Source organism: Nocardia crassostreae, assembly GCF_001613405.1.
Lineage (GTDB): Bacteria > Actinomycetota > Actinomycetes > Mycobacteriales > Mycobacteriaceae > Nocardia > Nocardia crassostreae.
Window position 1 is genome coordinate 226,566 of sequence record NZ_BDCH01000029.1, and the last position, 24,054, is coordinate 250,619.

At 66.5% G+C, this 24,054-nt stretch carries 22 protein-coding genes and 1 pseudogene; 13 read left to right on the plus strand and 10 right to left on the minus strand.

Translation table 11 applies throughout. The features are described from left to right. Nucleotides 1-23 precede the first annotated feature (23 nt). From NC4_RS29405 to NC4_RS29425, 5 genes are read left to right on the plus strand one after another with little or no spacing between them, the layout of a single operon-like run. On the plus strand, nucleotides 24-821 hold the full coding sequence (locus NC4_RS29405; protein WP_084529884.1) for an ABC transporter ATP-binding protein: 798 nt from the start codon (nucleotides 24-26) through the stop codon (nucleotides 819-821). Beyond that, nucleotides 818-3,130, plus strand: a complete 2,313-nt coding sequence (locus NC4_RS29410; protein WP_067544635.1) for an ABC transporter permease — start codon at nucleotides 818-820, stop codon at nucleotides 3,128-3,130. Before NC4_RS29405 ends, NC4_RS29410 begins: the two co-directional genes overlap by 4 nt. 45 nt (nucleotides 3,131-3,175) lie before the next feature. Beyond that, nucleotides 3,176-4,690, plus strand: coding sequence for an Asp-tRNA(Asn)/Glu-tRNA(Gln) amidotransferase subunit GatB (gene gatB / locus NC4_RS29415; RefSeq protein WP_067544829.1), 1,515 nt, complete (start codon nucleotides 3,176-3,178; stop codon nucleotides 4,688-4,690). A 54-nt stretch (nucleotides 4,691-4,744) separates the two neighbouring features. Continuing rightward, entirely contained in the window at nucleotides 4,745-5,593 is an 849-nt protein-coding gene (locus tag NC4_RS29420; protein WP_245722001.1) for an alpha/beta fold hydrolase, read from the plus strand. Between the two features lie 29 nt (nucleotides 5,594-5,622). Next, nucleotides 5,623-6,390 carry a MerR family transcriptional regulator gene (locus tag NC4_RS29425; protein ID WP_067544639.1) on the plus strand — a complete coding sequence of 256 codons (768 nt, stop codon included), beginning with the start codon at nucleotides 5,623-5,625 and terminating at the stop codon, nucleotides 6,388-6,390. Between the two features lie 11 nt (nucleotides 6,391-6,401). Here the strand turns inward: NC4_RS29425 and NC4_RS29430 are convergent, their stop codons facing one another. Next, nucleotides 6,402-7,118: a hypothetical protein gene (locus NC4_RS29430; protein ID WP_067544641.1), complete on the minus strand. Its 717-nt coding sequence runs from the start codon at nucleotides 7,116-7,118 to the stop codon at nucleotides 6,402-6,404. 110 nt (nucleotides 7,119-7,228) lie between these two features. Next, on the minus strand, nucleotides 7,229-8,380 hold the full coding sequence (locus NC4_RS29435) for a PQQ-dependent sugar dehydrogenase (protein WP_067544643.1): 1,152 nt from the start codon (nucleotides 8,378-8,380) through the stop codon (nucleotides 7,229-7,231). A gap of 209 nt (nucleotides 8,381-8,589) precedes the next feature. Here NC4_RS29435 and NC4_RS43375 point away from each other — a divergent pair, with 209 nt between their 5' ends. Then, entirely contained in the window at nucleotides 8,590-9,237 is a 648-nt protein-coding gene (locus NC4_RS43375) for a DoxX family protein (RefSeq protein ID WP_067544644.1), read from the plus strand. A 116-nt stretch (nucleotides 9,238-9,353) separates the two neighbouring features. Here the strand turns inward: NC4_RS43375 and NC4_RS43380 are convergent, their stop codons facing one another. Genes NC4_RS43380 through NC4_RS29455 form a run of 3 tightly spaced genes read right to left on the minus strand, consistent with a single transcriptional unit; the run spans nucleotide 9,354 to nucleotide 12,016 of the window. Then, nucleotides 9,354-9,653: a hypothetical protein gene (locus tag NC4_RS43380; protein WP_067544646.1), complete on the minus strand. Its 300-nt coding sequence runs from the start codon at nucleotides 9,651-9,653 to the stop codon at nucleotides 9,354-9,356. 14 nt (nucleotides 9,654-9,667) lie between these two features. Beyond that, a complete protein-coding gene (gene ilvD, locus NC4_RS29450) occupies nucleotides 9,668-11,509 on the minus strand; it encodes a dihydroxy-acid dehydratase (RefSeq protein ID WP_067544648.1) in 1,842 nt (613 codons plus the stop codon). Between the two features lie 57 nt (nucleotides 11,510-11,566). Next, the gene (locus NC4_RS29455) at nucleotides 11,567-12,016 is read right to left on the minus strand and encodes a PH domain-containing protein (RefSeq protein ID WP_157555288.1); all 450 of its coding nucleotides are present in this window, start codon (nucleotides 12,014-12,016) and stop codon (nucleotides 11,567-11,569) included. Nucleotides 12,017-12,389: 373 nt separating this feature from the next. Here NC4_RS29455 and NC4_RS29460 point away from each other — a divergent pair, with 373 nt between their 5' ends. From NC4_RS29460 to ilvC, 3 genes are all read left to right on the plus strand, one after another. After that, a complete protein-coding gene (locus NC4_RS29460) occupies nucleotides 12,390-14,345 on the plus strand; it encodes an acetolactate synthase large subunit (protein ID WP_067544652.1) in 1,956 nt (651 codons plus the stop codon). Further along, on the plus strand, nucleotides 14,342-14,845 hold the full coding sequence (ilvN, locus tag NC4_RS29465) for an acetolactate synthase small subunit (protein ID WP_067544654.1): 504 nt from the start codon (nucleotides 14,342-14,344) through the stop codon (nucleotides 14,843-14,845). The genes NC4_RS29460 and ilvN overlap by 4 nt, the downstream gene beginning before the upstream one ends. Before the next feature lie 103 nt (nucleotides 14,846-14,948). Next, nucleotides 14,949-15,950, plus strand: a complete 1,002-nt coding sequence (gene ilvC, locus NC4_RS29470; protein ID WP_174566905.1) for a ketol-acid reductoisomerase — start codon at nucleotides 14,949-14,951, stop codon at nucleotides 15,948-15,950. A 132-nt stretch (nucleotides 15,951-16,082) separates the two neighbouring features. Here ilvC and NC4_RS29475 read toward each other — a convergent pair whose 3' ends face one another. Beyond that, entirely contained in the window at nucleotides 16,083-16,670 is a 588-nt protein-coding gene (locus tag NC4_RS29475) for a hypothetical protein (RefSeq protein ID WP_157555289.1), read from the minus strand. 84 nt (nucleotides 16,671-16,754) lie between these two features. Between NC4_RS29475 and NC4_RS29480 the strand changes: the two genes are divergently transcribed. After that, nucleotides 16,755-17,495, plus strand: coding sequence for a TetR/AcrR family transcriptional regulator (locus NC4_RS29480; protein WP_067544660.1), 741 nt, complete (start codon nucleotides 16,755-16,757; stop codon nucleotides 17,493-17,495). 9 nt (nucleotides 17,496-17,504) lie between these two features. On the opposite strand, the gene NC4_RS29485 is transcribed toward NC4_RS29480, so the two are convergent. The 3 genes and pseudogenes from NC4_RS29485 to NC4_RS29495 form a co-directional block, all read right to left on the minus strand. After that, nucleotides 17,505-17,747, minus strand: a complete 243-nt coding sequence (locus NC4_RS29485) for a hypothetical protein (RefSeq protein WP_067544662.1) — start codon at nucleotides 17,745-17,747, stop codon at nucleotides 17,505-17,507. 122 nt (nucleotides 17,748-17,869) lie between these two features. Continuing rightward, complete coding sequence (locus NC4_RS29490) at nucleotides 17,870-18,847, minus strand: alpha/beta hydrolase (protein ID WP_169814887.1); 978 nt, start codon at nucleotides 18,845-18,847, stop codon at nucleotides 17,870-17,872. 525 nt (nucleotides 18,848-19,372) lie between these two features. Next, nucleotides 19,373-20,143, minus strand: a pseudogene (locus NC4_RS29495) (SDR family NAD(P)-dependent oxidoreductase). A gap of 125 nt (nucleotides 20,144-20,268) precedes the next feature. On the opposite strand from NC4_RS29495, the gene NC4_RS29500 reads away from it, so the two are divergent. Together NC4_RS29500 and NC4_RS29505 are read left to right on the plus strand one after the other, a co-directional pair. After that, complete coding sequence (locus tag NC4_RS29500; RefSeq protein ID WP_067544666.1) at nucleotides 20,269-20,901, plus strand: TetR/AcrR family transcriptional regulator; 633 nt, start codon at nucleotides 20,269-20,271, stop codon at nucleotides 20,899-20,901. Between the two features lie 79 nt (nucleotides 20,902-20,980). Further along, entirely contained in the window at nucleotides 20,981-22,186 is a 1,206-nt protein-coding gene (locus NC4_RS29505; RefSeq protein ID WP_067544831.1) for a restriction endonuclease, read from the plus strand. A gap of 55 nt (nucleotides 22,187-22,241) precedes the next feature. On the opposite strand, the gene NC4_RS29510 is transcribed toward NC4_RS29505, so the two are convergent. Next, nucleotides 22,242-23,465, minus strand: a complete 1,224-nt coding sequence (locus NC4_RS29510; RefSeq protein WP_245722002.1) for a DNA cytosine methyltransferase — start codon at nucleotides 23,463-23,465, stop codon at nucleotides 22,242-22,244. A 95-nt stretch (nucleotides 23,466-23,560) separates the two neighbouring features. Here NC4_RS29510 and NC4_RS29515 point away from each other — a divergent pair, with 95 nt between their 5' ends. Next, on the plus strand, nucleotides 23,561-24,049 hold the full coding sequence (locus tag NC4_RS29515; RefSeq protein WP_067544668.1) for a very short patch repair endonuclease: 489 nt from the start codon (nucleotides 23,561-23,563) through the stop codon (nucleotides 24,047-24,049). The last annotated feature ends 5 nt before the right edge of the window (nucleotides 24,050-24,054 follow it).

Here is a 24,054-nt window from a genome sequence, read left to right on the forward strand (position 1 = left end):
GGCCGCACCAAAAGGGGAAGACCATGCTGGAACTGACCGACGTCGTCAAGGAATACCGGGTGGGGGAGCAGTCCGTGCGAGCGCTGGACGGCATCGGCCTGCGCATCGAGGCGGGTGAGTTCACTGCCATTATCGGGCCGTCCGGCTCGGGCAAGAGCACGCTGCTGCATCTGCTGGGTGCGCTGGACACCCCGACTTCGGGGTCGATCCGCTTCCAGGACAAGGAGATCGGCGACCTCGACGACGATCGGCAGTCCGAGTTCCGGCGACATAAGGTCGGTTTCATCTTCCAGTTCTTCAACCTGCTGCCGACCCTGTCGGCCTGGGAGAACGTTGCCATCCCGAAACTGCTGGACGGCACCGGATTACGCAAGGCCAAGCCGCGCGCCCTGGAACTGCTCGAGCTGGTCGGCCTGTCCGAGCGCGCCGAGCACCGCCCCGCGGAACTGTCCGGCGGGCAGATGCAGCGCGTGGCGGTGGCGCGGGCGCTGATCATGGATCCGCCGCTCATCCTGGCCGACGAACCCACCGGGAACCTGGATTCCAAGACCGGCGCGGCCATTCTGGAATTGCTCGGCGACATCACCAAGGCCGGTAACTCGGTGGTGATGGTGACCCACGATATGGGCGCGGTGCGCTACTGCGATCGGGTCATCACGCTGCGCGACGGACACATCGGCTCCACCGAGCGGGTGGAACGCACCGATGACGGTGCGGTACGCGCCATTCCGGAAGCCTTCCGCAAGGCCACCGATTTCGGCGCGCCCGAATCCGACGACGCCGGGGCTGCGTCCGATGGTGCCGGGGCGGTGCGCGCATGATCCGCGCGGCCTGGGATCGGCTGCGGCTGTTCAATATCGGCGAACTGCTCGCGCACCGCGGCCGTACCACCATGTCCATGGTGGTGATGGGAGTCTCTGCCGGACTGCTGGTTTCGGTCTTCAGCATCTCCGGATCGATTACCGGCTCGGTGGACAAACTCAGCCGCAGCCTGGGCGGCAATGCGGTCCTGGAGGTCAGCGGCGTTACCGATGCCGGGTTCGATCAAGGCCTGCTGCAACAGATCCGGGGTGTGGACGGGGTGCGGGCGGCCGTGCCCATGCTGCGGCAGTCCATCGGCGGCGACGACAAGCGGGCGCTGCTCATCGGCGCGGACGCCAGCGCTTCCGAACTGGGCGGCGAGGTGAACGGCGCGCTGCGCGAGCAGGCGGGCAAGCTACTGCTGCCCGGCAGCGTGCTGGCCGGTGCGGCCATGGGTTACGACGTGGGCGAGCAGCTTCGGCTGGGCTCGGTCAGCGCGACGGTCGTCGGCGTGCTCGACGACGAGGCGTCGCAACGGCTCAACAGCGGGCATATCGTCATCGCTCTGCTGCCGGTGGCACAGCAGCTCACCGACCGCGCTGGGCGGCTGGACTCCATCCAGGTCGTGCCTACCGCGAATGCCGATGTGGCACAGTTGCGTTCGAAGCTCACGGAGGTGGTCGCGGGGCGCGCCGTGGTCGCCGATCCGGGACTGCGCGCGGTGCAGGCGGGCGGCACCGTGCAACTGGTGCGCTATTCGACCCTCGCCTCCTCGGCGGCGGCGCTCATCGTGTCCGCGTTCCTGATCTACAACGCCATGAGTATGGCGGTGGCGCAACGCCGCCCGGTGCTGTCGCTGCTGCGCGCCATCGGTGGCCGCCGCGGGCCCATGGTGCGGGATCTGATCGCGGAGGCGGCGCTGCTCGGCCTGTTCGGCGGCTTGGTGGGATCGCTGTTCGGCCTGCTCATGGGCCGCGGCGCCATCGATCGGCTACCCGCGGCCATGCTCAATGCGGTGGAGGCGCGCACCGAGTACATCGTGCCGGGCTATGCCGTCCCCGTGGCGGTCGCGGCCTGCGTGCTGGCCAGCGTCGCCGCCGCGGCCATTGCGGCCCGCCAGGTGTACAAGGTGGAGCCCATCGAGGCGCTCGCGCCGGTCGGCGCGTCCACGGCCGATACCGCGAGTCCGGTGCTGCGCTGGGGTGCGGTGGTGCTGGGCGGGCTGCTGGTCGGCGCCGGAATCTATATGGCCAATGGCGATTTCGGCCGTCTGTCGATGACCGCCAGCGCGCTGGCCATCGGCGGTGCGACCCGCAATATGGTCGATTCCGCGGCCGAGACATTCGAGGGGCTCGGCGTCACCGACGTGTTCATCAGCCCGAGCTCGATGGCGGAGTTCCCCACCGGGCCCATCCTGCCTGCGGACCTCAAGGCCAAGGTCGCCGCAGTGCCCGGTGTCGAGGGTGTCGGCTCGGCACAGATGGCCTTCGCCACCCTGGGCGGCGGCCGGGTCATGTTGCAGGCCTTCGAGGATGGCCAGGGGCGCAGCTCGGTCACCGATTCGCTGAGCGCGGAAGTGTTCCGCCGCATGGCACTCGGCGAGGGCGTGGTCGTATCCCGTGATGTGGCACGGTCGCTCGGCGTGAGCAAGGGCGATACGGTCGAGCTGCCCACCTCCACCGGCATCCACCGCGTCGAGGTGCTGGAGGTGGTCCCGTACTTCTCCGCCATCGCGGGCGTGGTGCTGATGGATCTCGAGGTGCTGCGGCAGTGGTATCAGCGGCCCGGGGAAACCATTCTCGGCGTGGACTTCCTGCCCGGCGCGGATCCGGCGCAGGTGCAGGCTGCCATCCGCGAAGTGGTCCCGGCCGATCTGCACGTGGACTCCGGCACGGCCTCGGTCGCGGCCATTTCGTCGAGCTTGCAACAGGGCACGTCGCTCAGCTCCTCGATTCTCTGGATCGTGGTGCTGGTGGCCACCATCGCCTTGCTCAATACGCTCATGCTCTCGGTCCTGGAACGCCGCCGTGAACTCGGCGTCCTGCGCGCCATGGGCACCAGCCGCCGCTTCCTGCTGCGCGCGGTGCTGGCCGAGGCCGCCGGTATCGGCGTGGTGGGCGCGGGCCTGGGCCTGGCGATCGGCGCGGCCGTGCACTATCTGGTCACCATCGCCATGACCAATACGGTCTCCGTGGATGTCGTCTACCAGCCGAGTCCGCTGCTGGTGGTGTACGCGGTCATCGCCTTGATCCTGGCGCTGCTCGATTCCATCCCGCCCGCGGTGCGCGCCGCGCGGCTGCCCATCGTGGAGGCCATCGCGGTCGACTGAGCACTGATGCGTCCGGTCGATCCCGCATTTCATAGGATGGTGCGCATGAGCGCAGCCACGGTCGACTTGATGGACTACACCGACGTCATCAGCCGGTACGAACCGGTGCTGGGTATGGAGGTGCATGTCGAGCTGGGCACCGCGACCAAGATGTTCTGCGGTTGCCCCACCGAGTTCGGCGCGGAACCCAATACCCAGGTGTGCCCGGTGTGTCTGGGCCTGCCCGGTTCGCTGCCGGTGGTGAACGAGAAGGCCGTGGAGTCGGCGATCCGGATCGGCCTGGCGCTGAACTGCTCCATCACCCCGTGGGGCCGGTTCGCGCGGAAGAACTACTTCTACCCGGATCAGCCGAAGAACTACCAGATCAGCCAGTGCGACGAGCCGATCGCGACCGATGGCTACCTCGATGTGGTGCTCGATGACGGCTCGGTCTTCCGGGTCGACATCGAGCGCGCGCACATGGAGGAGGACACCGGCAAGTCGCTGCACGTGGGCGGTTCGACCGGCCGCATCCACGGCGCCTCGCACTCGCTGCTGGACTACAACCGCGCCGGTGTGCCGCTCATCGAGATCGTCACCAAGCCCATCACCGGTGCGGGGGAGCGGGCCCCGGAGGTGGCGCGCGCGTATGTGACCGCGCTGCGCGAGGTGCTCAAATCCCTCGATGTCTCCGATGTGAAGATGGAGCAGGGCTCGCTGCGCTGCGATGCCAATGTCTCGCTCATGCCCATCGGCGCCAAGGAATTCGGCACCCGCACCGAGACCAAGAACGTGAACTCGCTCAAGAGCGTCGAGGTCGCGGTGCGCTTCGAGATGCGCCGCCAGGCCGCGGTGCTGGCCGCGGGCGGGACCATCATCCAGGAGACCTGCCACTTCCACGAGACCGACGGCTCCACCTCCTCGGGTCGCATCAAGGAGACCGCCGAGGACTACCGCTACTTCCCCGAGCCCGACCTCGAGCCCATCGCCCCCGACGCGGCCTGGGTCGAGGAGCTGCGCGGCACCATCCCCGAATACCCGTGGCTGCGCCGCGCCCGCATCCAGGCTGATTGGGGCCTGTCCGACGAGGTCTTCCGCGATCTGGTGAACGCGGGCGCCCTCGACCTCATCATCGCCACCGTCGACGCCGGTGCGTCGGTGGAGGCCGCCCGCGCCTGGTGGGTCAACTCCCTGACCGAAAAGGCCAAGGAGCGTGAGGTTTCCATCGAGGACCTGCCCATCACCCCCAAGCAGGTCGCCGAGGTCGCCGCCCTGGTCGAGGCCAAGACCATCAACAACAAGGTCGCCAAGCAGGTCGTCGACTTCGTCCTCGCCGGTGAGGGCGATCCGGCCCGGATCGTCGAAGCCAAGGGCCTCGGCATGGTCTCCGACGACTCCGCCCTCCAAACCGAAGTCGACAAGGCCCTGGCCGCCAACCCCGACATCGCCGACAAGATCCGCTCCGGCAAGATCCAGGCCGCGGGCAAGGTCGTCGGCGACGTCATGAAGGCCACCCGCGGCCAGGCCGACGCCGCCCGCGTCCGCGAACTCGTCCTCGCCGCCTGCGGCGTCGCGGAGTAGGCAGCTCGTAGCAGGTTGACCCTGACGCAGGGTCAACCTCGCAGCATGGTCGGCATGACTGCGGAAACCGATGCGCTCCAGCACTTCACGGTCCACCACGACGGCGTCACCATCCCGGTGTCGCACGGCGGCGCCGGACGCCCACTGGTCCTGTGCCCCGGCTTGACCTCGACCCGGGCCGAACTACACGAACTGGTCGAACTCCTGCGTCGTGACCACCACCTGGTGACCTTCGACCTGCGCGGTCACGGCCACACCTCGCCCGCCGAGCACTACTCCTTAGAGGCGCTCCTCGGCGATCTCACCGCCGTCTTGACCGCGCTGCACCGTCTGGGCCTCGCGGCGCCCGTGCTCGCGGGCCATTCCTACGGTGCGGACCTGATCCTGCACTACACCGCCGAGCATCCCGGCGCCGTCGCCGGGCTCGTGCTCATCGACGGCGCGAACCCGGTGCCCGCACCGTTCGTCACCGCGGCCGATCTCCCCGAGCTGCGTGCCATGTGGGAGAACCTGGCGATCTGGCAGCGGACCGTTGCGGGCACCCCGCGGCAGGTATCGCTCACCGCGCGGGAAATCCTCGACCTCAATCTCGAGCTCGACGTGATCCGCTCCGGAATCGATCTCGACATCGATATCGCCGGACCTGGCATCATCGAGCGCTACCGCATGATCGACTGCCCGATCCACATGATCATGTCGGCTTCGATGGCCGGTGACGGCGGAGAGCGCGCTCCGCGCCACAATCGGCTCTGGCGGGCCGGTATCGACCGGCTGCTTCGCGAGCGGCCCGAGATCGCCACCACGTGGCTCGACGCCACCCACGCGCTGGTCGTCACCCATGCCGCCGAGGTCGCGCGGATCATCCGGGATGCGTACGGTCCGGCGGACCGGGCGAATTCGTAACCGGCGCTCGGTTTCAGGAGACTGGTCCCATGCTGACCATCGGCGAACTGGCGTCCTACGCCGGGGTGACGGTGCGCGCGGTGCGGCACTATCACGCGAAAGGGCTGCTGCCGGAACCGGAAAGGGACCACTCCGGCTATCGCCGGTACGATGCCGCAGCGGTGGTCGAGCTGATCAAGATCCGGACCCTCGCCGCGGCGGGTGTCCCGCTGGCACGCGTGCGGGAGCTGCTGTGCGCCGATGCGGAGGAGTTCGCCGCGGCCGTCGTGCGGATCGACGAGCGGCTACGAGCGGAGATCCGGCAGCGCGAGCGGCACCGCGAGCGGATCGCGCGGCTCGTCGCGGGCGACAGCCTGGCCCTGCCGTCCGAGGTGGTCGAATTCCTCGACCGCTTGCGTGCACTCGGTGTCGACGAGCGGATCATCGCCGTGGAACGCGACGGCTGGATCCCGCTCGTGGCGCACGCCGCCGAACACGTCCCGGACCTGATCGCGCGCAAGCAGGAGCAGCTCGACGGTCCCCTCCTCGACTTCTATCTCACCCTGGGCCGAGCCCTCGAGGGGACCGACAACGATCCGATGCTGGTCGAATTGGCCGACACCACGGCCGCCTACCTCACCCGACTGGCCGACGAGCAGGGCGAGGACTATGTCGGCACCGATATCGCCCCCGCGCTGGCCGACCTGCTGGACACGCTCGCCGTCGAAACCGCGCCTCCGGCACGCAGACTCATCGAGTTACTGCGTGAGCGCGGCTGGACCGGCTGGACCAACCTCGCCCGAACCCGGACCGAATGACTTGCGGCCGTTCAGAAATAGATGCCCGGGAAGCAGTAGCCGGTGACGAGTTGGCGGTCGCCGTAGCGGACGGCGGCCGGATCCCAGTGTGCGCCCAGACCTTCGACGAAGGATTGGACCGCGTCGAGGTCGGCTCGGTCGGCGACCAGGATGAGGGTGCCGTCCTCGGTGACCGAGCCGCCGCCCAGGCGGTCGCGGGCCGCGGGGTCGGAGAGGAGGGCGTCGTGGAAGCGGGTCACGTCCACCCCGGGGACGCGGACCAGGAAGCCGTCGGCGCGTTCGTGGTCGGCGGGCAGGAATTCGATGCCGAGGACGGCTTCCTGGCTGTAGCGGACCTTGATGTCGTCGGCGATCCAGCAGAGGTTGTCGCGGCCGGTGCAGGCCAGTTCGAAGCGGCGGGCGGGCTCGTAGGTGATCTGCTGGGACTCTTCGGACCAGAAGACGCCGTCGATGGGTTCGGAGTGCACCGTGAGGCCGAGTTCCATGGCCGCGGTGAGGTTCACTTCGATCTCGAACTGCGTGAGCGGATCGTTCATGCGGGGGTCGGCCGGATCGGTGATGGTGTCCCGATTCCAGGTGCCGAACAGTTCCGCGGTGGGCTGTAAGGGATTACCGGGCGCGCAGGAGGCGGGGCCGTAGGCCGCGGCGGCGCCCGTGGCCGCGGTGAGCAGGGCGCCGGTAAGCGTGATGACGGCGGCGCAGGCGGCGGCGATTCTCGCGGTGATCATTTCGGCCGTTACCCCTCTCGAGAGGGTCGAAACTCGACGAACGTTCGAACGTGATACGACCACATTGTATTGCGATAACGCCGCCGCCATTCCGGGAATGACGGTTCGTATTAATCCGGTCCGCTGCCGTTGCCCGCGGAAGGCGGCGGAATCCGCACGATCCGGTCGTCGAACTCACCGGGAGCGGCTTCCTTGTTCACGGTGCCGACCCATACGGCCCCGTCGGCGCCCAGCGAGGCCCCGTTCAACCGGCCGTACTTGCCCTGCACGGTCAGCGAGGGCGCTTCGGTAATGGTCTGCGTCGGCGGGTCGACCTTGGCGAAGGCCAGCGCCTTGGCCTCGGTCATGGCGATCGCGACCCCGTCGGTGGCGGCCGCGCATCCGGCGACGCCGGGATGATCCGGCCACGACCACGCCTTGGTCACCGCACCGTCGGGCGCGACCCGCTGCAATCGATCCTCGACGGCGGTGCGGTCGGTCACCCAGACGCTGTCGCTGCTGACGCACACATCCCCGGCCACTCCGATACCCGAGATCAGCACCGTCGGCCGCGGGCTGTTCGGCGCCGGATTGTCGACCCGAAGCAGCTTGCCCGCCAGCGAGTTCGGATCCTCGGCGGCGGCCGGATTACCCGCGTCACCGGTGAGCAACAGCAGCTCCTCCGGCCCGGAGAAATCGATGGCGCCCCGATTACCGGTCTGCCCCTTGGGGATTCCGGTCAGGATCGGCTTCACCGACCCGTCCTCGGAAATACGGATCACCCGGTTGTCGGACGGACTGGTGACATAGGCGTAGATCAGCCCGTCCTCATTGAAATAGGGCGACAGGGCGAGATCCATGAGCCCGCCGTCGGCTGTCGACACGTCGATCTCCTGCTGGATATCGCGCACCTTCTCCGGCGTCAGCGGCGCCTGGCTCGGATCGGCCGTCGGCGTGACCCGCATGATGGCCGGTACGGTCCGCTCCGCCACCAGCGCGCCTTCGGAGGTGGTCACCACCCCGCCCGTAATCCCCAGGCAGGACACCACCACCGCCGGATCCGGATCGATACACGGCCCGGTCGGCCGCTGCGCCGAGGTGGACGGCGACTGCGGATCCTTGGTCTCCGGTTCGGCGTCCTGCCAGGAGGGCTCGGTGGTGAACGGACTCGACGCGCTGTCGTCGAACCGGGCGCAGCCGGACAGCAGCACGGCGCCGAGCGTCACGCCCAGCACGACCTTCCGTGCGCCCCTCCCGATACGGCCTGCGGCAACCAAACTCATGGCTCAGACGTTACGGAAAACCCGGCGCGGATGCGCGGACGGGGTGGCCCGTTCCGGTCTATCGGCGCGAACTGGACAGTGGACACGCCCACCTATCACCGTGTGCCGGACGCTTCGGGCGCATAGTGTTGCCCGCGTGACCGATAAGCCGAACGAACCGTCCGCCGCCGCACCGGGCAGCGCCCAGCCCCGGTCGGGGGGGTGAACCGGTGCGCAGCCCCTTCGATTCGCCCACCGAGCAGTTCGCCGCTCCGGCCGGTGCCAAGACCGAGAAGCTCACCAAGGATCTGCCCCGCACCGATGAGGATCTGGGGCTGGAACCCGATGTGCCGCTCTACTCGGAGCTGAAGAATTCGATTCCGGGCGCGTCGTCACCCGCCGACACCGCACCCACCTACGGCTTCGCCTCCATTCCGCCCGCACCGGCGGCCCCCGGCGACGCGCCCTCGCGCCCGCTGCGCCGCGACGACCGGCGCGGCACCCTGGATCTGGGATTGCTGGTGCTGCGCTTGGTCATCGGCGGCACCTTCATCTACCACGGCCTGCAGAAGCTGACCGGCTGGTTCCACGGCCCGGGGCTGGAGGGCACCAAGAACATGATGGAGAACGGCGGCTGGGATCAGCCCAGCGTCGCCGCCAGCCTCCTGATCGTCGGCGAGCTCGGCGGCGGCATCCTGGTGGTGCTGGGCCTCTGGGCCTGGCCACGCCGCTGGCGGCGGGCGCGCTGCTGGCCGTCATTCTCGACGCGTGGATGTGGAAGCAGGGCATGGTGCCCGGATTCCAGTACAACTCGCGGACCGAGACCGGCGTCGAATTGGAGTCCATTCTGCTCGGCGCCGTCGCGGCGCTCATCCTGACCGGTCCGGGCCGACTGGCCTTCGACCGCAATCGCGGGTGGGCGGCACGGCCGTTCGTGGGCTCCTTCGCGGTACTGGTGATCGCCGTCGCCGCATCGGATCAGTCGATCGCGAAATCACCACCGCGTGTTGGTGAATCGCTCCCACTCGTCGTAGGTCTCCTGGTGCAGGCGCATCACCTGCGAGGATTTCGCGTCGATCTGCTCGTGCAAGGCCGCGCGGTGCGCATTCAGCTGCGCGAGTTCCGGTGCGCTGGCCATGAATTCCCGCGACTCCAGCTCCCGCGACTCCGCGGCGAGTTCCTCGGCCTCGGCGAGCAGGACCTTCGCCTGCGCATTGCGGGAGCCGCTACGCTCCAGCATCGCCGTGTACTCGGCCAGCATGGAGTCGGCCTTGCCGATGTATTCGATTGTCATTCCCTGCTCTCTTCTTACGGCACCCGCCGCACAGCACCCTTGTCCGCCGAGGTCGCCAGCGCGGCGTAGGCACGCAGCGCGGTGGTGACCGGGCGATCGCGATGCGCGGGCTGCCAAGGCCGTTCCGACGCATCCATTTTGGCGCGCCGCTCGGCGAGAACCGAATCGGGGACCAGCAATTCGAGAGCACGCGTGTGCACATCGATGCGAATGCGGTCGCCGTTCTCGATCAGGCCGATGGTGCCGCCGCTGGCCGCCTCGGGCGAAATATGGCCGATGGACAGGCCCGATGTGCCGCCGGAGAACCGGCCGTCGGTAATGAGAGCGCACACCTTGCCCAGGCCGACGCCCTTGAGGAAGGAGGTGGGGTGCAGCATCTCCTGCATGCCCGGACCGCCCGCGGGACCCTCGTAGCGGACCACGACCACATCGCCGGGCTGGATCTGCTTGTTCAGAATGACCGAGACCGCCTCCTCCTGGGATTCGACCACCACGGCCGGGCCCTCGAAGGTGAACAGATCCTCGTCGATACCGGCGGTCTTGAGGATGGCGCCGTCCGGAGCGATATTGCCGCGCAGCACGCACAGCCCGCCCTCGACGGTGTAGGCGTGCTCGACCGAGCGGATGCAGCCCTTCTCGGCATCGGTGTCCAGGGAGGACCAGCGGTTCTCGGTGGAGAACGGCTCGGTGGTGCGGACACCGCCGGGTGCGGCGTGGAACAGCTCGACGGCCTCCTGAGAAGCCTTGCCGGAGCGGATATCCCAGGTATCGAGCCACTCGTCGAAGGACGCGGTGTGCACGGTGGTCACATCGGTCTCCAGCAGCCCGCCGCGGCGCAGTTCGCCGAGGATGGCCGGAATGCCACCGGCGCGGTGCACATCCTCCATGTGGTAGTCGGAGTTGGGGGACACCTTCGACAGGCAGGGCACGCGACGCGAGATCTCGTCGATGGTGCCCAGATCGAAGTCGATCTCACCCTCCTGTGCGGCGGCCAGGGTGTGCAGCACGGTGTTGGTGGAACCGCCCATGGCCACGTCCAGGGCCATGGCATTGCGGAAAGCCTTCTCGTTGGCCACATTTCGCGGCAGCACCGAGGCGTCGTCGTCGCGGTACCAGCGGGTGGCGATATCCACGATGACCGTGCCCGCCCGCTCGAACAGCGCACGGCGGGCCGCATGCGTGGCGAGGGTGGAGCCATTGCCCGGCAGCGCCAGGCCGAGGGCCTCGGTGAGGCAGTTCATGGAGTTGGCGGTGAACATGCCGGAGCAGGAGCCGCAGGTCGGGCAGGCGCTGCGCTCGACCTCGTCCAGACCGGCCTCGGACACCGCGCTGGAGGCGCTGGCCGCGATGGCGGTGATGAGATCGGTCGGGGCCTGGGCGACGCCGCCCACGACCACGGCCTTACCGGCCTCCATTGGGCCGCCGGAGACGAATACGGCCGGGATGTTCAGCCGCATGGCGGCGTTCAGCATGCCGGGAGTGATCTTGTCGCAGTTGGAGATACACACCAGCGCGTCGGCGGTGTGCGCATTCGCCATGTACTCCACCGAGTCGGCGATGATCTCGCGCGAGGGCAGCGAGTACAGCATGCCGCCGTGACCCATGGCGATACCGTCGTCCACCGCGATGGTGTGGAACTCACGCGGGACGCCGCCCGCCGCCCGTACCGCGTCGGCCACGATCTCGCCGACGTTCTTCAGGTGCACGTGGCCGGGGACGAACTGGGTATACGAGTTCGCGATGGCGACGATCGGCTTCCCGAAGTCGGAGTCGGTCATACCGGTGGCGCGCCAGAGCGCGCGGGCGCCTGCGGCATTGCGGCCGATGGTGGTGGTGCGTGAGCGAAGCGGTGGCATTGGTCCTCGAATTTCGTCGCGGGGGCTGGTAGCGACGCGCCGGAACGTATCCGACAGCTATTCCACGGTACTCCCGGGCTCCCGCCCCGATTTCTCGGCGTCGGCCTCGGTGTCCGCCGCCTCTTCCTCGGCGTCGGCGTCCTCGGGCTCGATGAACGGATCCGGGATTCGCCCATTGCTTGCCGCGACCAGATCGCGGAGGCGGTCGTAGCCGACCGCGGGCAATGTCACATCCGTCTCATCGGCCAGATGCACCTGCAGCCAGCCGCGCTTGGGGATGCGCAGGCCCTTGATCTCGGACCAGTCGATATGCCGGGATCCGAACATGGAGCGCACATCGATGCCGGAACTCGAGACCTTGGTCCGGACGCGCTCGACCCAGACAGCGAGGGCGATGGGAATGGCGAAGAGCACCCAGAGCACCTTGGGCGCCCCGAAGAAGGGGAAAGCCACCGAGAACAGCAGCAGGAAGACCCCGAGGTGGGCGAGTCTGGGGATGCGGATCACGCGACCCGTGTCCGATCCAGAGTCGGGCGTGTGGGACGATCGAGCCGGTGGCACGGACTGATGCGGTGATGACACACCCCCATCCTCGCATTGTGTTGAACGAACCCGAACAACCGCTCTGTCTCACATAATGAGACACACATGGTCAGATGTTTGACTCATCGACTCGCGCACGCTTACCGTCATCCGCGTGAATCGAATCGAGTTGCTCGTAATCGGCCGGCGCGTCCAGCGCTGAGCCGACGACTTCCAGGTCTTTTACGTCAGCTCGCAACTGCGACGCGCCACCCTCGAACAGCCCCGGCTGTCGAGGGCTTTTTTGTGTTCAGGCAAGTCCCATGGACTCGAACGACAAGCAGTAAGGAACCAGACGGTGAGCGCACCTACCGCCCGACCCGGGCCCTCGGCCCGCAGGCCCGCGCCCTCAGCTGCCCAGCCGAGCGCGGCCCCGGCCAGCACTCCGAATCGTCGCCAGGTCCCGCCCGAGCGGGTCACCGGCGCGCAATCGGTCGTCCGCACCCTCGAGGAGCTCGAGGTGGACACGGTATTCGGTATTCCGGGCGGTGCGATTCTCCCCGTCTACGATCGGCTGTTCGACTCGACCAAGGTCCGCCACGTGCTGGTCCGGCGCGAGCAGGGCGCGGGCCACGCGGCCACCGGCTACGCCCAGGCAACCGGCAAGGTCGGTGTCTGCATGGCGACCTCCGGTCCCGGCGCGACCAACCTGGTCACCCCGATCGCGGACGCCCAGATGGATTCGGTGCCTCTGGTGGCCATCACCGGCCAGGTCGGGCGCAGCCTGATCGGCACCGACGCCTTCCAGGAAGCCGATATCTCCGGCATCACCATGCCGATCACCAAGCACAACTTCCTGGTCACCGATCCGCTGGACATCCCGCGGATGATCGCCGAGGCCTTCCACCTGGCGGCCACCGGCCGTCCGGGCGCGGTGCTCGTCGACATCCCCAAGGACGTCCTGCAGGCGCAGACCACCTTCAGCTGGCCGCCGGAGATGCGGCTGCCCGGCTACCGTCCGGTCACCAAGCCGCACGGCAAGCAGGTGCGCGAGGCCGCGCGGATGATCATGGAAGCCAAGTCGCCGGTGCTGTACGTGGGCGGCGGCGTCATCAAGGCCGACGCCTCCAAGGAACTCCTGGAACTGGCCGAGCTGACCGGCATTCCGGTGGTCACCACCCTCATGGCGCGCGGCGCGTTCCCCGACTCGCACACCCTCAATATGGGTATGCCGGGCATGCACGGCACCGTGGGCGCGGTCGCCGCCCTGCAGCGTTCGGATCTCCTGATCACCCTGGGCGCGCGCTTCGACGACCGCGTCACCGGGCAGCTGGACTCCTTCGCACCCGGCGCCAAGGTCATCCACGCCGATATCGACCCGGCCGAGATCGGCAAGAACCGGCACGCCGACGTCTCGATCGTGGGCGACTGCCGCGAGGTCATCCAGGAACTCATCGACACTTTGAAGGCGGATCCGGCCGCGGGCGAGGCCCCGCTGCTGGACCTGACCGAGTGGTGGACCTACCTGGGCAGCGTGCGCGAGTCGTACCCGCTGGGCTGGACCCCGCCCAAGGACGGGTCGCTGTCGCCGGAATTCGTCATCGAGAAGCTGGGTCAGCTCGCCGGTCCGGACGCCATCTACTGTGCGGGCGTCGGCCAGCACCAGATGTGGGCCGCGCAGTTCATCAAGTACGAAAAGCCGCGCACCTGGCTGAATTCCGGTGGTCTGGGCACCATGGGCTACGCCGTTCCGGCCGCCATGGGCGCCAAGATGGGTGCACCGGACAAGGAGGTCTGGGCGGTCGACGGTGACGGCTGCTTCCAGATGACCAATCAGGAACTGGCCACCTGCGCCGTCGAGGGCGTGCCGATCAAGGTCGCGCTTATCAACAACGGCAATCTGGGCATGGTGCGGCAGTGGCAGACCCTCTTCTACGAGGAGCGCTACTCCAATACCGATCTGGGCACCCACACCCTGCGCATTCCCGATTTCGTGAAGCTCGCGGAAGCCTTGGGCTGCCACGGCATTCGCGTGGAGAAGGAAGAGGATGTGGAGACCGCCATCCGCGAGGCGCAGGCCATCAACGACCGACCGGTAGTGATCGACTTCATTGTCGGCAAGGACGCGCAGGTCTGGCCGATGGTCGCCGCGGGCACCTCCAATGACGAGATCATGGCCGCGCGCGGTATCCGCCCGCTGTTCGACGACGACGAATCGGCCTCCGAGCCCGCCGTCATCCACGAGGCCATGTCCCACGAGAAGGCCACCCTGGCCGCTCACGAGCGCGCCGCCAAGAAGGGGACCGAACAATGAGCACCACCCATACCCTCTCCGTGCTGGTGGAGGACAAGCCGGGCGTGCTGGCGCGCGTGGCATCGCTGTTCTCCCGCCGCGGGTTCAATATCGAATCGCTCGCGGTCGGCGGCACCGAGATCCCCGAGATCTCGCGCATGACCATTGTCGTGACGGTGGAGGATCTGCCGCTCGAGCAGGTCACCAAGCAGCTCAACAAGCTGGTCAATGTCATCAAGATCGTGGAGCAGGACGCCGACTCCTCGGTGGCCCGCGAACTCATCCTGGTGAAGGTGCGCGCCGACGCGAGCGTCCGCACCCAGGTCATCGAGGCCGTGAACCTGTTCCGCGCCAAGGTGATCGACGTCTCGCCGGACGCGCTCACCGTCGAGGCCACCGGCACCCGCTCCAAGCTCGACGCACTGCTGCGCATGCTCGAGCCGTACGGCATCCGCGAGATCGTCCAGTCGGGCGTTGTCGCAGTCGGCCGCGGACCCAAGTCCATTACCGCGACCCGCTAGTAACCGGGTCGCGCTGCGGCCCGACGCCCGAACACCCGGCATGCTGTAGCCGGGACTACAACGTCATCAGTAATCAGAAGGGAAATCCAAAGTGGCAGTCGAGATGTTCTACGACGACGACGCTGACCTGTCGATCATCCAGGGCCGCAAGGTCGCGGTCATCGGCTACGGCAGCCAGGGCCACGCCCACTCGCTGAGCCTGCGCGACTCCGGCGTCGACGTCCGCGTCGGCCTGGCCGAGGGCTCCAAGTCCCGCCCGAAGGCCGAAGAGGCCGGTCTGACCGTCGGCACCCCCGCCAAGGTCTCGGCCTGGGCCGACGTGATCATGGTGCTGGCGCCCGATACCGCGCAGGCGTCCATCTTCACCAATGACATCGAGCCCAACCTCAAGGACGGCGACGCGCTGTTCTTCGGCCACGGCCTGAACATCCACTTCGGCCTGGTCAAGGCTCCGGCCAATGTCACCGTCGCCATGGTCGCCCCCAAGGGCCCCGGCCACCTGGTGCGCCGCCAGTTCGTCGACGGCAAGGGCGTTCCGGCCCTGATCGCCGTCGACCAGGACCCGAAGGGCGAGGGCCAGGCGCTGGCGCTGTCCTACGCCAAGGGCATCGGCGGCACCCGCGCGGGCGTCATCAAGACCACCTTCAAGGAAGAGACCGAGACCGACCTCTTCGGTGAGCAGGCCGTGCTGTGCGGCGGCACCGAGGAACTGGTCAAGACCGGTTTCGAGGTCATGGTCGAGGCCGGTTACGCGCCGGAGATGGCCTACTTCGAGGTGCTGCACGAGCTCAAGCTGATCGTCGACCTCATGTACGAGGGCGGCATCGCCCGCATGAACTACTCGGTCTCCGACACCGCCGAGTTCGGTGGCTACCTGTCGGGTCCGCGCGTCATCGACGCGGGCACCAAGGAGCGCATGAAGGCCATCCTGGCCGATATCCAGGACGGCACCTTCGTCAAGCGCCTGGTCGCCAATGTCGAGGGTGGCAACAAGGAGCTCGAGGGTCTGCGCAAGGCCAATGCCGAGCACCCGATCGAGGTCACCGGCGCCAAGCTGCGCGGTCTGATGAGCTGGGTGGACCGCCCGATCACCGAGACTGCATAAGTCTCGCGCGCGGTTCGACGCGCGGAAACGGCCCGGCACTTTTCGGGGGTGCCGGGTCGTTTCGTGTTCCGGGGCAGGGGGTTACGCGTTGACGGTGGTGCGGCGGCTCATGGTGATGCCGATGGCGAGCAGTCACAGCATGACGATGCCGCCGAGGGTGGCGGCGGTGCCCCAGCCATTGGCCGCGTAGAAGTTGGCCGGGGTGTTCCCGAAGAACAGGGACAGGACGAAGAGCAGGTTGATCACCGCCAGGACGAAGGCGGAGCGGCCGGTCCACTCGGGGAGCAGGCGGGTCTTCAGGACCGCGATTCCGAAGGCGTAGAAGAACAATGCCTCGAGTAGGTGCGAGATGCTGCCGTAGAGGATGTAGGTGAGGGAGACGCTGATGGTGGGATCGATGTCCTCGGGGGACTGGATCGCCGCCCCGACCTCCGCGCCCATGCCGATGAAAGCGACTGTGAGCCACATGGATCCGGCCGTCGTGGCCAGTGTCGCGGCCCAGTCGTAGTTCGCGTCGAGGCGTTTGAGCAGGGTGCCGAATCCGGTCATGAAGACGACCAGCGCCGTCAGGCCGAGGAGGCCGAACAGGCTGCGGGTCAAGATGTTCCAGTCCGGCGGGGGGCCGCCGTAGACGAAGTAGAGCGGCAGTTCGATGAGGGTGAAGATCGCGCCGGTGACGGCCGCGAGACCGGTCGCACGCTGGAGGGTGGGAGTGTCCATGGCTGCGCCTTTCAAAAGTATATCTCTTATACTATAAGGCATATGCTAACCTGAACCGGTCCCGATGCCCAGGAGGTATTCACGGTGGAGCGCAAGGCTCCGGAGGATTTGGCGCGGCTGTGGCGGCTGCCGACCGGTTCGAGACTCGGCCGTCGCGCCGAACTCGACGTGGATCGCATTGTCGGGACCGCCGTGGATCTCGCCGACCGCCACGGAACCGCGGGCGCGACGCTGCCCAAGATCGCCGCGGCGCTCGGGGTCACGCCCATGTCGCTGTACCGGCACATCGGATCCAAGGACGAACTCGTCGACCTCATGGGCGACGCCGCCTTCGGTCCGGCCCCGGAACCCGGCCCGGATCTCGAATGGCGTGCCGCACTGCGTGCCTGGGCCCTGTCGCAGAGTGAGGTCTTCCGCCGTCATCCCTGGCTGGCGCAGCTCCCGGTGAGCGGCCCGCCGCGCGGCCCGAACGCCATCGGCTGGATGGACGCGGGCCTACGCGCCCTGCGCGCCACGGAGCTGGATTGGCCCGCGAAGATCGGTGTCATCACCGTGGTCGGCGGCTATGTCCGCCAGGCCTTCGTCCTGGGCAGCCAGCTCGCGGAGAGCCGCCGCGCCGCCGCGGTGAACGAGGCGCAGGCGCTGCGCGATTACAGCGCCGAGGTGGTGCAACTGGTCGATCCGGCCCGATTCCCCGATGCCGCCGCGCTTTTCGCCTCCGGCATCTTCGAGGCCATGCCCGCGTCCGCCGACACCGGCGACGACGACTTCACCTTCGGCCTCGAATTGGTGCTCGACGGCGTCGCGGCCGCGATCATGGGCTAGGGCATCGGATCAGCGATTGGGATTGTTGTCGTACTCGTGGTCGTCGCGGTCTCTATCGGGGCAGACCCACACCCAATCGTGTTCCCATTGCCTGTCGTGATGGTCGTAGCGCATATCCCACTCGTACCGGCACTTGGGTTTTTCGCTGTCGTGTACTACCTGGCTGACCGAGGGCGCCGCTGTGGCGGGAGCCGCCAGGGCCGCCACCGGAACGATGGTGATCGCGCCCGCCACGACCGCGCGTGCCAGCATCCGACGTGATCCGCTGAATGTCGACTGCATACTCCGACTCTCCTCCCTCTTCCACTCCGAACGCCATGGTGCTGCCACGATTTCGGGAAGATTCAGGGTTTCGTAGTCCTCAGGGATGACGGCTACACAGGACAGAACGTATTCGCCACCGGCACGGTTCGATCGATGAGATAACGATCGGCAATGGCCGTCGTGCAGCCATTGCGATTGTAGATCCCATGCCCCCACCCCTCATACGTAACCAGTGTTGTACCAGGCGTATTCGCCGCAACGCCGACCGCCCACTCGTGCGGCGTCGCCGGATCGTGGCGCGAATTCAGAATGAGAACCGGGGGAGCGCCCGCCACCCGCGGTAGGTGCTGCGGATTGGCGGCCCGCACCGGCCATCCGGAGCAGATACTGCCCGCACCCCACGCGAAATGCGTGCCGATCGTGGGCGCATTCCGATTCTGCTCACCCCACAACCGCACCCACTCCGCCTGATCCCCGATCTCGAATTCCCAATCGGAACAGAAGATGATCTCCGGCATCTCGACGGGCGTCCCGCTGCGCTGCGGTCGCACCGCCGGTCCCGGCGCCGCTGCCGGTTGCTCCGCGAGTATCTTCAGTTCGCCTGCCAGAGTTGACCATTCGGGCTTGTACAGCCGCTGTGTCGTCGCCGCACTCAACTCCAGCGGCCCCAACGCCTTGTCCCCGCTCCGCAACTCCCCACGCTCGGCTCGCTCGTACAAGCTCCGATACACCGCGGGAATGTCCTTGCCGTGCAAGGCGCATCCGGCGTCGCGTCCACACCAGGCCGCGAACTCCGCGAAGTTGTCCTCGGCGGCTCGCGCCTCGGACGCCAGGAATTCGTCCCCCGCGAGACTGTGATCATCCACGCTGTCGAGAATCATCCCCCGCACCCGCTCCGGAAACAGCTCGAGATACGACTGCTCCGGCATGGTCCCATACGACCGCCCGTACAAGCTGATCTCGTTGTCCCCGAGCGCAATCCGCAGCGCTTCCACATCCCGCGCCACACTCTCCGCATCGAGATGATCCATGAGCGCCCCCGTGTACTCCCGGCAACTGTCCGCGAGCTCGCGAGCGTACCGCCACACCTCCGCCAGATTCCCCCCCGGCCTCCGGCACCATATTCGGCCGATTGCGGGCCAGCCCGCCATCACACCGCACCGGATTGCTCCGCCCGACGCCCCGCGGATCCACACTCACGATGTCGAACCGCTTCCCCAACTCCGCGGAGAACTTTCCCCCACGCAGAATTTCGTCCACCCCCGAGGTCCCCGGCCCACCCGGCATGGACACCAACGTCCCGATCCGAGCCCCCGGCTCATCGGCCCGATCCCGAATCACCGCAATCTCGATCGTCGCGCCCGACGGTTCCGCCCAATCGATCGGAACCGTCAACATCGCACACTCTTACTCGGCCTTCTCCGCGCACGATTCCCACCCCAACGACCCGTCAGGTGTCGCCGAGGCGAAGCCTCCGGCAACCATCCAGGCCACCGAGCTCACTGCAAGACATACGGATAAGAGGCGGAATCGCATACCCGTGATCCTCCGAGCGCATCCCGCGCGTCCACATCACCATCCCGAGCGATTCCTGCCTCACCCTCCGGTACGGGTCAGTAATGCGTCCCGCCATCGATCCGAATCTCGGTCCCCGTAATGAACGCCCCATCATCGGAAGCCAGCATAGCCACCACACCCGCAACCGTCTCCGGCCCCGCGAACCCCTGCCCGATCCCCGGAATCAGCTTCGTGAACAGCGTGTAATCCGCATCCGCGGGCAGCCCCGGCCCCCGCCCATCGGTCATATCACTGGAAATCGACCCCGGCGCCACCGCAACCACACGCAATCCCCGCTTGCTGTACTCCGCAGCCAGCGCATGCGTCATGGACATGATCCCGCCCTTGGAAGCGGCGTAAGCAGCCATGTAGGGATGTGCGAAAAAGGTAGACGTAGAAGCAAAGTTCACAATCACCCCCTTCTCCGACTCCAACAAGCTCGGCAGCGCCTCCCGAATCATCAAGAACGTCCCCGTGAGGTTGGTCGTGATAATCCGATTGAAGTCCGCCAACGCCATCTCATGCGTATGAGCAGACCGCAAAATCCCCGCCGCATTAACCAGCACATCCACCCCGCCCAGCGAAGCAACGGCCTCCCGAACACCACCCCGTACCGAGTCCTCACCGGAAATATCGATGACCACAGTGCTCAACCGATCGGCAACCCCCTACTCAGCAGCCTGTTTCACAGTCTCTGCTAGCCCCTCCGCACTGATATCGGCAGCCACAACCCGCCCACCCTCGGCCAGAATCCGAAACACAATAGCCCGCCCAATACCCGACCCAGCCCCCGTAATCAGCACCCGCCGCTCGGCAAAACGCTCCATCGCGAACTCTCCTCGAATCGATCCGAACTCTCACCTGGCACGCTACGCCGATATGGCACGTCATGACACAATGGCATCCCGCCAACTAGGATTACCGAGGTCACCCCCAGGAGAGAGGCGCAGAAGTGCCCCCACCAACCCCCGACCGTTCCCCCCGCCACACCCTGGCCGAACGCCGAAAAGCCGAAACCCGCCTGGACATAGCCCGCACCGCCGCCCGCCTCTTCGCCACCCACGGCACCGCCGCCGTAACCGCCGACCAAATAGCCGCCGAATCCGGCATAGCCCTCCGCACCTTCTACCGCTACGCCGGCACCAAGGAAGAAGCAGTCGAACCCATGCTCGCCGCCGGTGCCCGCCGCTGGCTAGCCGAAGTAGCCGTCGGTACCCACCGCCTCCCGACCTTCCCTGAACTGGAAGCAGCCGCCGTCCGCTCCCTGACACTCGACCCCGACAACGACGACCTCGAAATCACGCGCGGTCTCCTGCGCGCTATGGGGGACGATCCGGCTCTACGCGCAATGTGGCAGCGCATCAACCTCGAGGGCGAACGCGAGTTGCTGCGAATCTTTACTGATTTGGCTGGTCTGCAAGCTGATTCGCTGAAGTTGCGGCTGACTGCGGCTGCCGCCGCCGGAGCTATCCGTGTTGCTTTGGAGCAGTGGGCGGCCAGCGAAGGCCCGATGGCAGGCGAAGGATCGCCGGCAGATCTGGTTGTGCGCTGCCTCCGCGGGTTCCGGTTCGGTATAGGTCGATGAAGTGTGCTCCGTCAGGGAGCAGGAGGCGAGGGTTGTTTGTTGCGAAAGAAAAAGCGACAGTTCGGTTTACAATTCCTTCGTGCCGGACGGTAACTATGCCATTCCCTTTGATCAGCTCTCCGCGTCGGACCTCCGTGTCGAGCACGTCTATCTCGGTGGGAATCAGGGCAGTACCGCGGACGATCCACTCGCTCGCCTGCTGCAGGTAGGTAATCAGGGCGGGTTCCGGTACAAGGGGTCGGTGAAGGAGGCAACGGTCAGGCTGGTGGTGCTCTATACGAGCGGCACCGTGCCGGACTGGCCAGACAACCTCGATGTCCAGACCGGCATCTTTACCTACTACGGCGACAACCGTGAGCCTGGACGGAGTCTGCACGAGACCGCGCGAAGTGGCAACCGGCTGCTCAGCGACGTCTTCCAGGCTGCGCACGGCTCGTCGGCCGAGCGGGCGAAGGTCCCGCCGTTTCTCCTCTTCGAGAAGGCGGCACCTGGACGGGCGGTCCGGTTTCGCGGATTACTGGCGCCGGGCGCCTCGAATCTGCCAGCGGACGAGGATCTGACGGCGATCTGGCGAAGTAAATCCGGCGAGCGATTCCAGAACTATCGTGCGGTTTTCACCGTCCTGGATGCGGACGCCGTGCCAAGGGTTTGGCTGAACGCAGTCCAGTCGGGTCAGTCCGCCCTCGCTGCTTTGGAATGCCCGAAGGTCTGGAGGGAGTGGGTGGAGGGCCGCGCATATCATGCCCTCGTCGCACCCTCGACTCTCACTGTCAGGGAAAAGGATCAGCAACTCCCCGCCGATCCTGGTGGTGTGAAGATTCTTCAGGCGATTCGCAGGCACTTCGAAGGCCGTGAGACCGACTTCGAGCACTGCGCCGTCGCGATCTGGAGGATGTTCGCGCCGTCGACCGGGCAATGCGAGGTCACACCTCCCAGCGGAGACGGGGGCCGCGACGCCATCGGTGAATATCTCCTCGGTCCTGCTGGTGACCGGCTTGGCATAGCGTTCTCGCTGGAAGCGAAGTGCTATTCCCAGGAGCATGGCGTGGGTGTCCGGGAAATGAGCCGATTGATATCGCGATTGCGCCACAGGCAGTTCGGCGTGTTCGTCACGTTGTCGTACTTCAACAAGCAGGTCTATCAAGAGGTTCGGACAGACGCCCACCCCATCGTGATGGTGTGCGGCAGGGATGTTGTTGATGTCCTTCGCCAACGAGGCTACGGCGATGTCCCAACCGTGCAGTCTTGGCTGGACAACCAGTTCCCAGAGCTGGGCAGCCAGTAGTCGAACAGATTACTTGCTACCCGAGCACCTGGTTGGTGGCATTCCTCGAACCGGGTCAGCTGCCTGACTCCCGGTCGCGTTCTTCCGATGCCTTCAGGACATCTGCAATCGACAGACCCACCGCCCGCGCTACGGGAGGCGGGAATGCATTGCCGACCTGCCGGTACTGTGCCGTTTTTCCGCCCGAAAAGTCCCACTCGGAGGGGAATCCCTGGATCATGGCGGCCTGCCGTACCGTGAGCATCGGCCCGTCTGGCCCGAACAGGTCGCGGTCCTCACTCTGCTTCTGGGCGCAAGTATCGATGTCATTGGCAACGCCCATGCCGGAAATTCCCAGTTGCTTCCACGCTGTTTTTGCGCGATTCGGGCCGAGGTCCGCACCACCGTGCTTCTTCGAGCCGCCCACAAGAGTTGGGGCAATACCTCCGCCACGGCCTTTGAGCTCAGCGTCACGTTCGCGCGCTTTCTGCAACCACCGGTCGAATGCAGCGTGCGATTGCTCGGCGTGCAAGCCTTCGAAATACCGCCCATACCGCTCGCGCATCGATGGCTCCAGGACCTCAGCGACGCTGACAGGATCCTCATGCGTAGCCGTGGGCCATTCATACTTGAGATCCGCGATTACGTCGTTTCGGAACGCTACGAGGATCGCTCGAGGCCGGAGCTGTGGAACGCCGAAGTCGCTGGCTTCCAGAACATCCCATTTGCAGACCGTGTATCCGAGTCCAGGTTCCTCGGCGAACTGGCCATCGTCACCGAAATACGTACCACCTTGAAGCTTTGCAACGATCCATTCCCGGTAGCCGGAGAACTTCGGATCCATGATCCCGCGCACATTTTCGATCATGACCGCGCGCGGCTTCAAGACCTCGACCAGCTCCAGCATGCGCGGGAAGAGATCTCGTTTGTCGTGCTTACCCAGCTGTTTGCCCGCGTGGGAGAACGGGGGGCATGGCACGCCGCCAGCGAGGAGATCCAGCCCGCGCTTCTGCAGCAGCTCAGCACCCTTGCCCAGGTCACGAAAAGGGTCGAAATCTTTGACGTCGGCCGAGAGGATGTCGCAGTACTCCCGCTCCCACGCCCACAGTTTGTGATCCCTGATATTGAGCTCGAGTGTCTGGATCGCATGCTGGTCGATCTCGACCAGGGCTAAATGGCCGAAACCTGCCTGATGCAGGCCGACGGCTTGGCCGCCTGCGCCTGCGCAGATCTCGATCGAGGTGAACGGTGGCTCCACGTCACCAGCGCCGACGCTTTCGATGCCGCGAGTGTCGGTCACACTGATGCCTTTCGATGACGGGGCCGGGGTCGAGTGGTCGTGTGTGCGGGGGTATCTTTCCGCACGACATCCATCTGCCTCGAACTGGGACAGCTGTGACTGAGAGCCGATCTGAAGAGGCCTGGAGAAGGGCCCACGAGCGGGGGCTTTACCCCGCTCCACTCAACGAGGGCCGCTCCCGGAACATGCGGGCCAACCGTCGGACCGGAACGAAGCCGGAAGTTGCCTTGCGAACCGCGCTGCATCGGCTGGGCTATCGATATCGCAAGGATTTCAAGCTCGACCTCGGATCGATGAGAGTCCGGCCGGACATCGTTTTCACGGCCCGGAAGGTAGCGGTCTTCGTGGATGGCTGCTTCTGGCATGTTTGCCCGGAACACGGCAGGCAACCGACAACCAACGAATGGTATTGGGCGCCAAAGCTCCGGCGGAACATCGCGCGTGACGATGCAGCGAATACCGCTCTGGCAGAGGCTGGTTGGACGGTAATCCGCCTGTGGGAGCACGAGACGCTGGAGCATGCCGTGACTGCGGTCACCAGTGTCTTGACGGGCGGATCCGAACATGTGAGCGATCATATGTGATCACT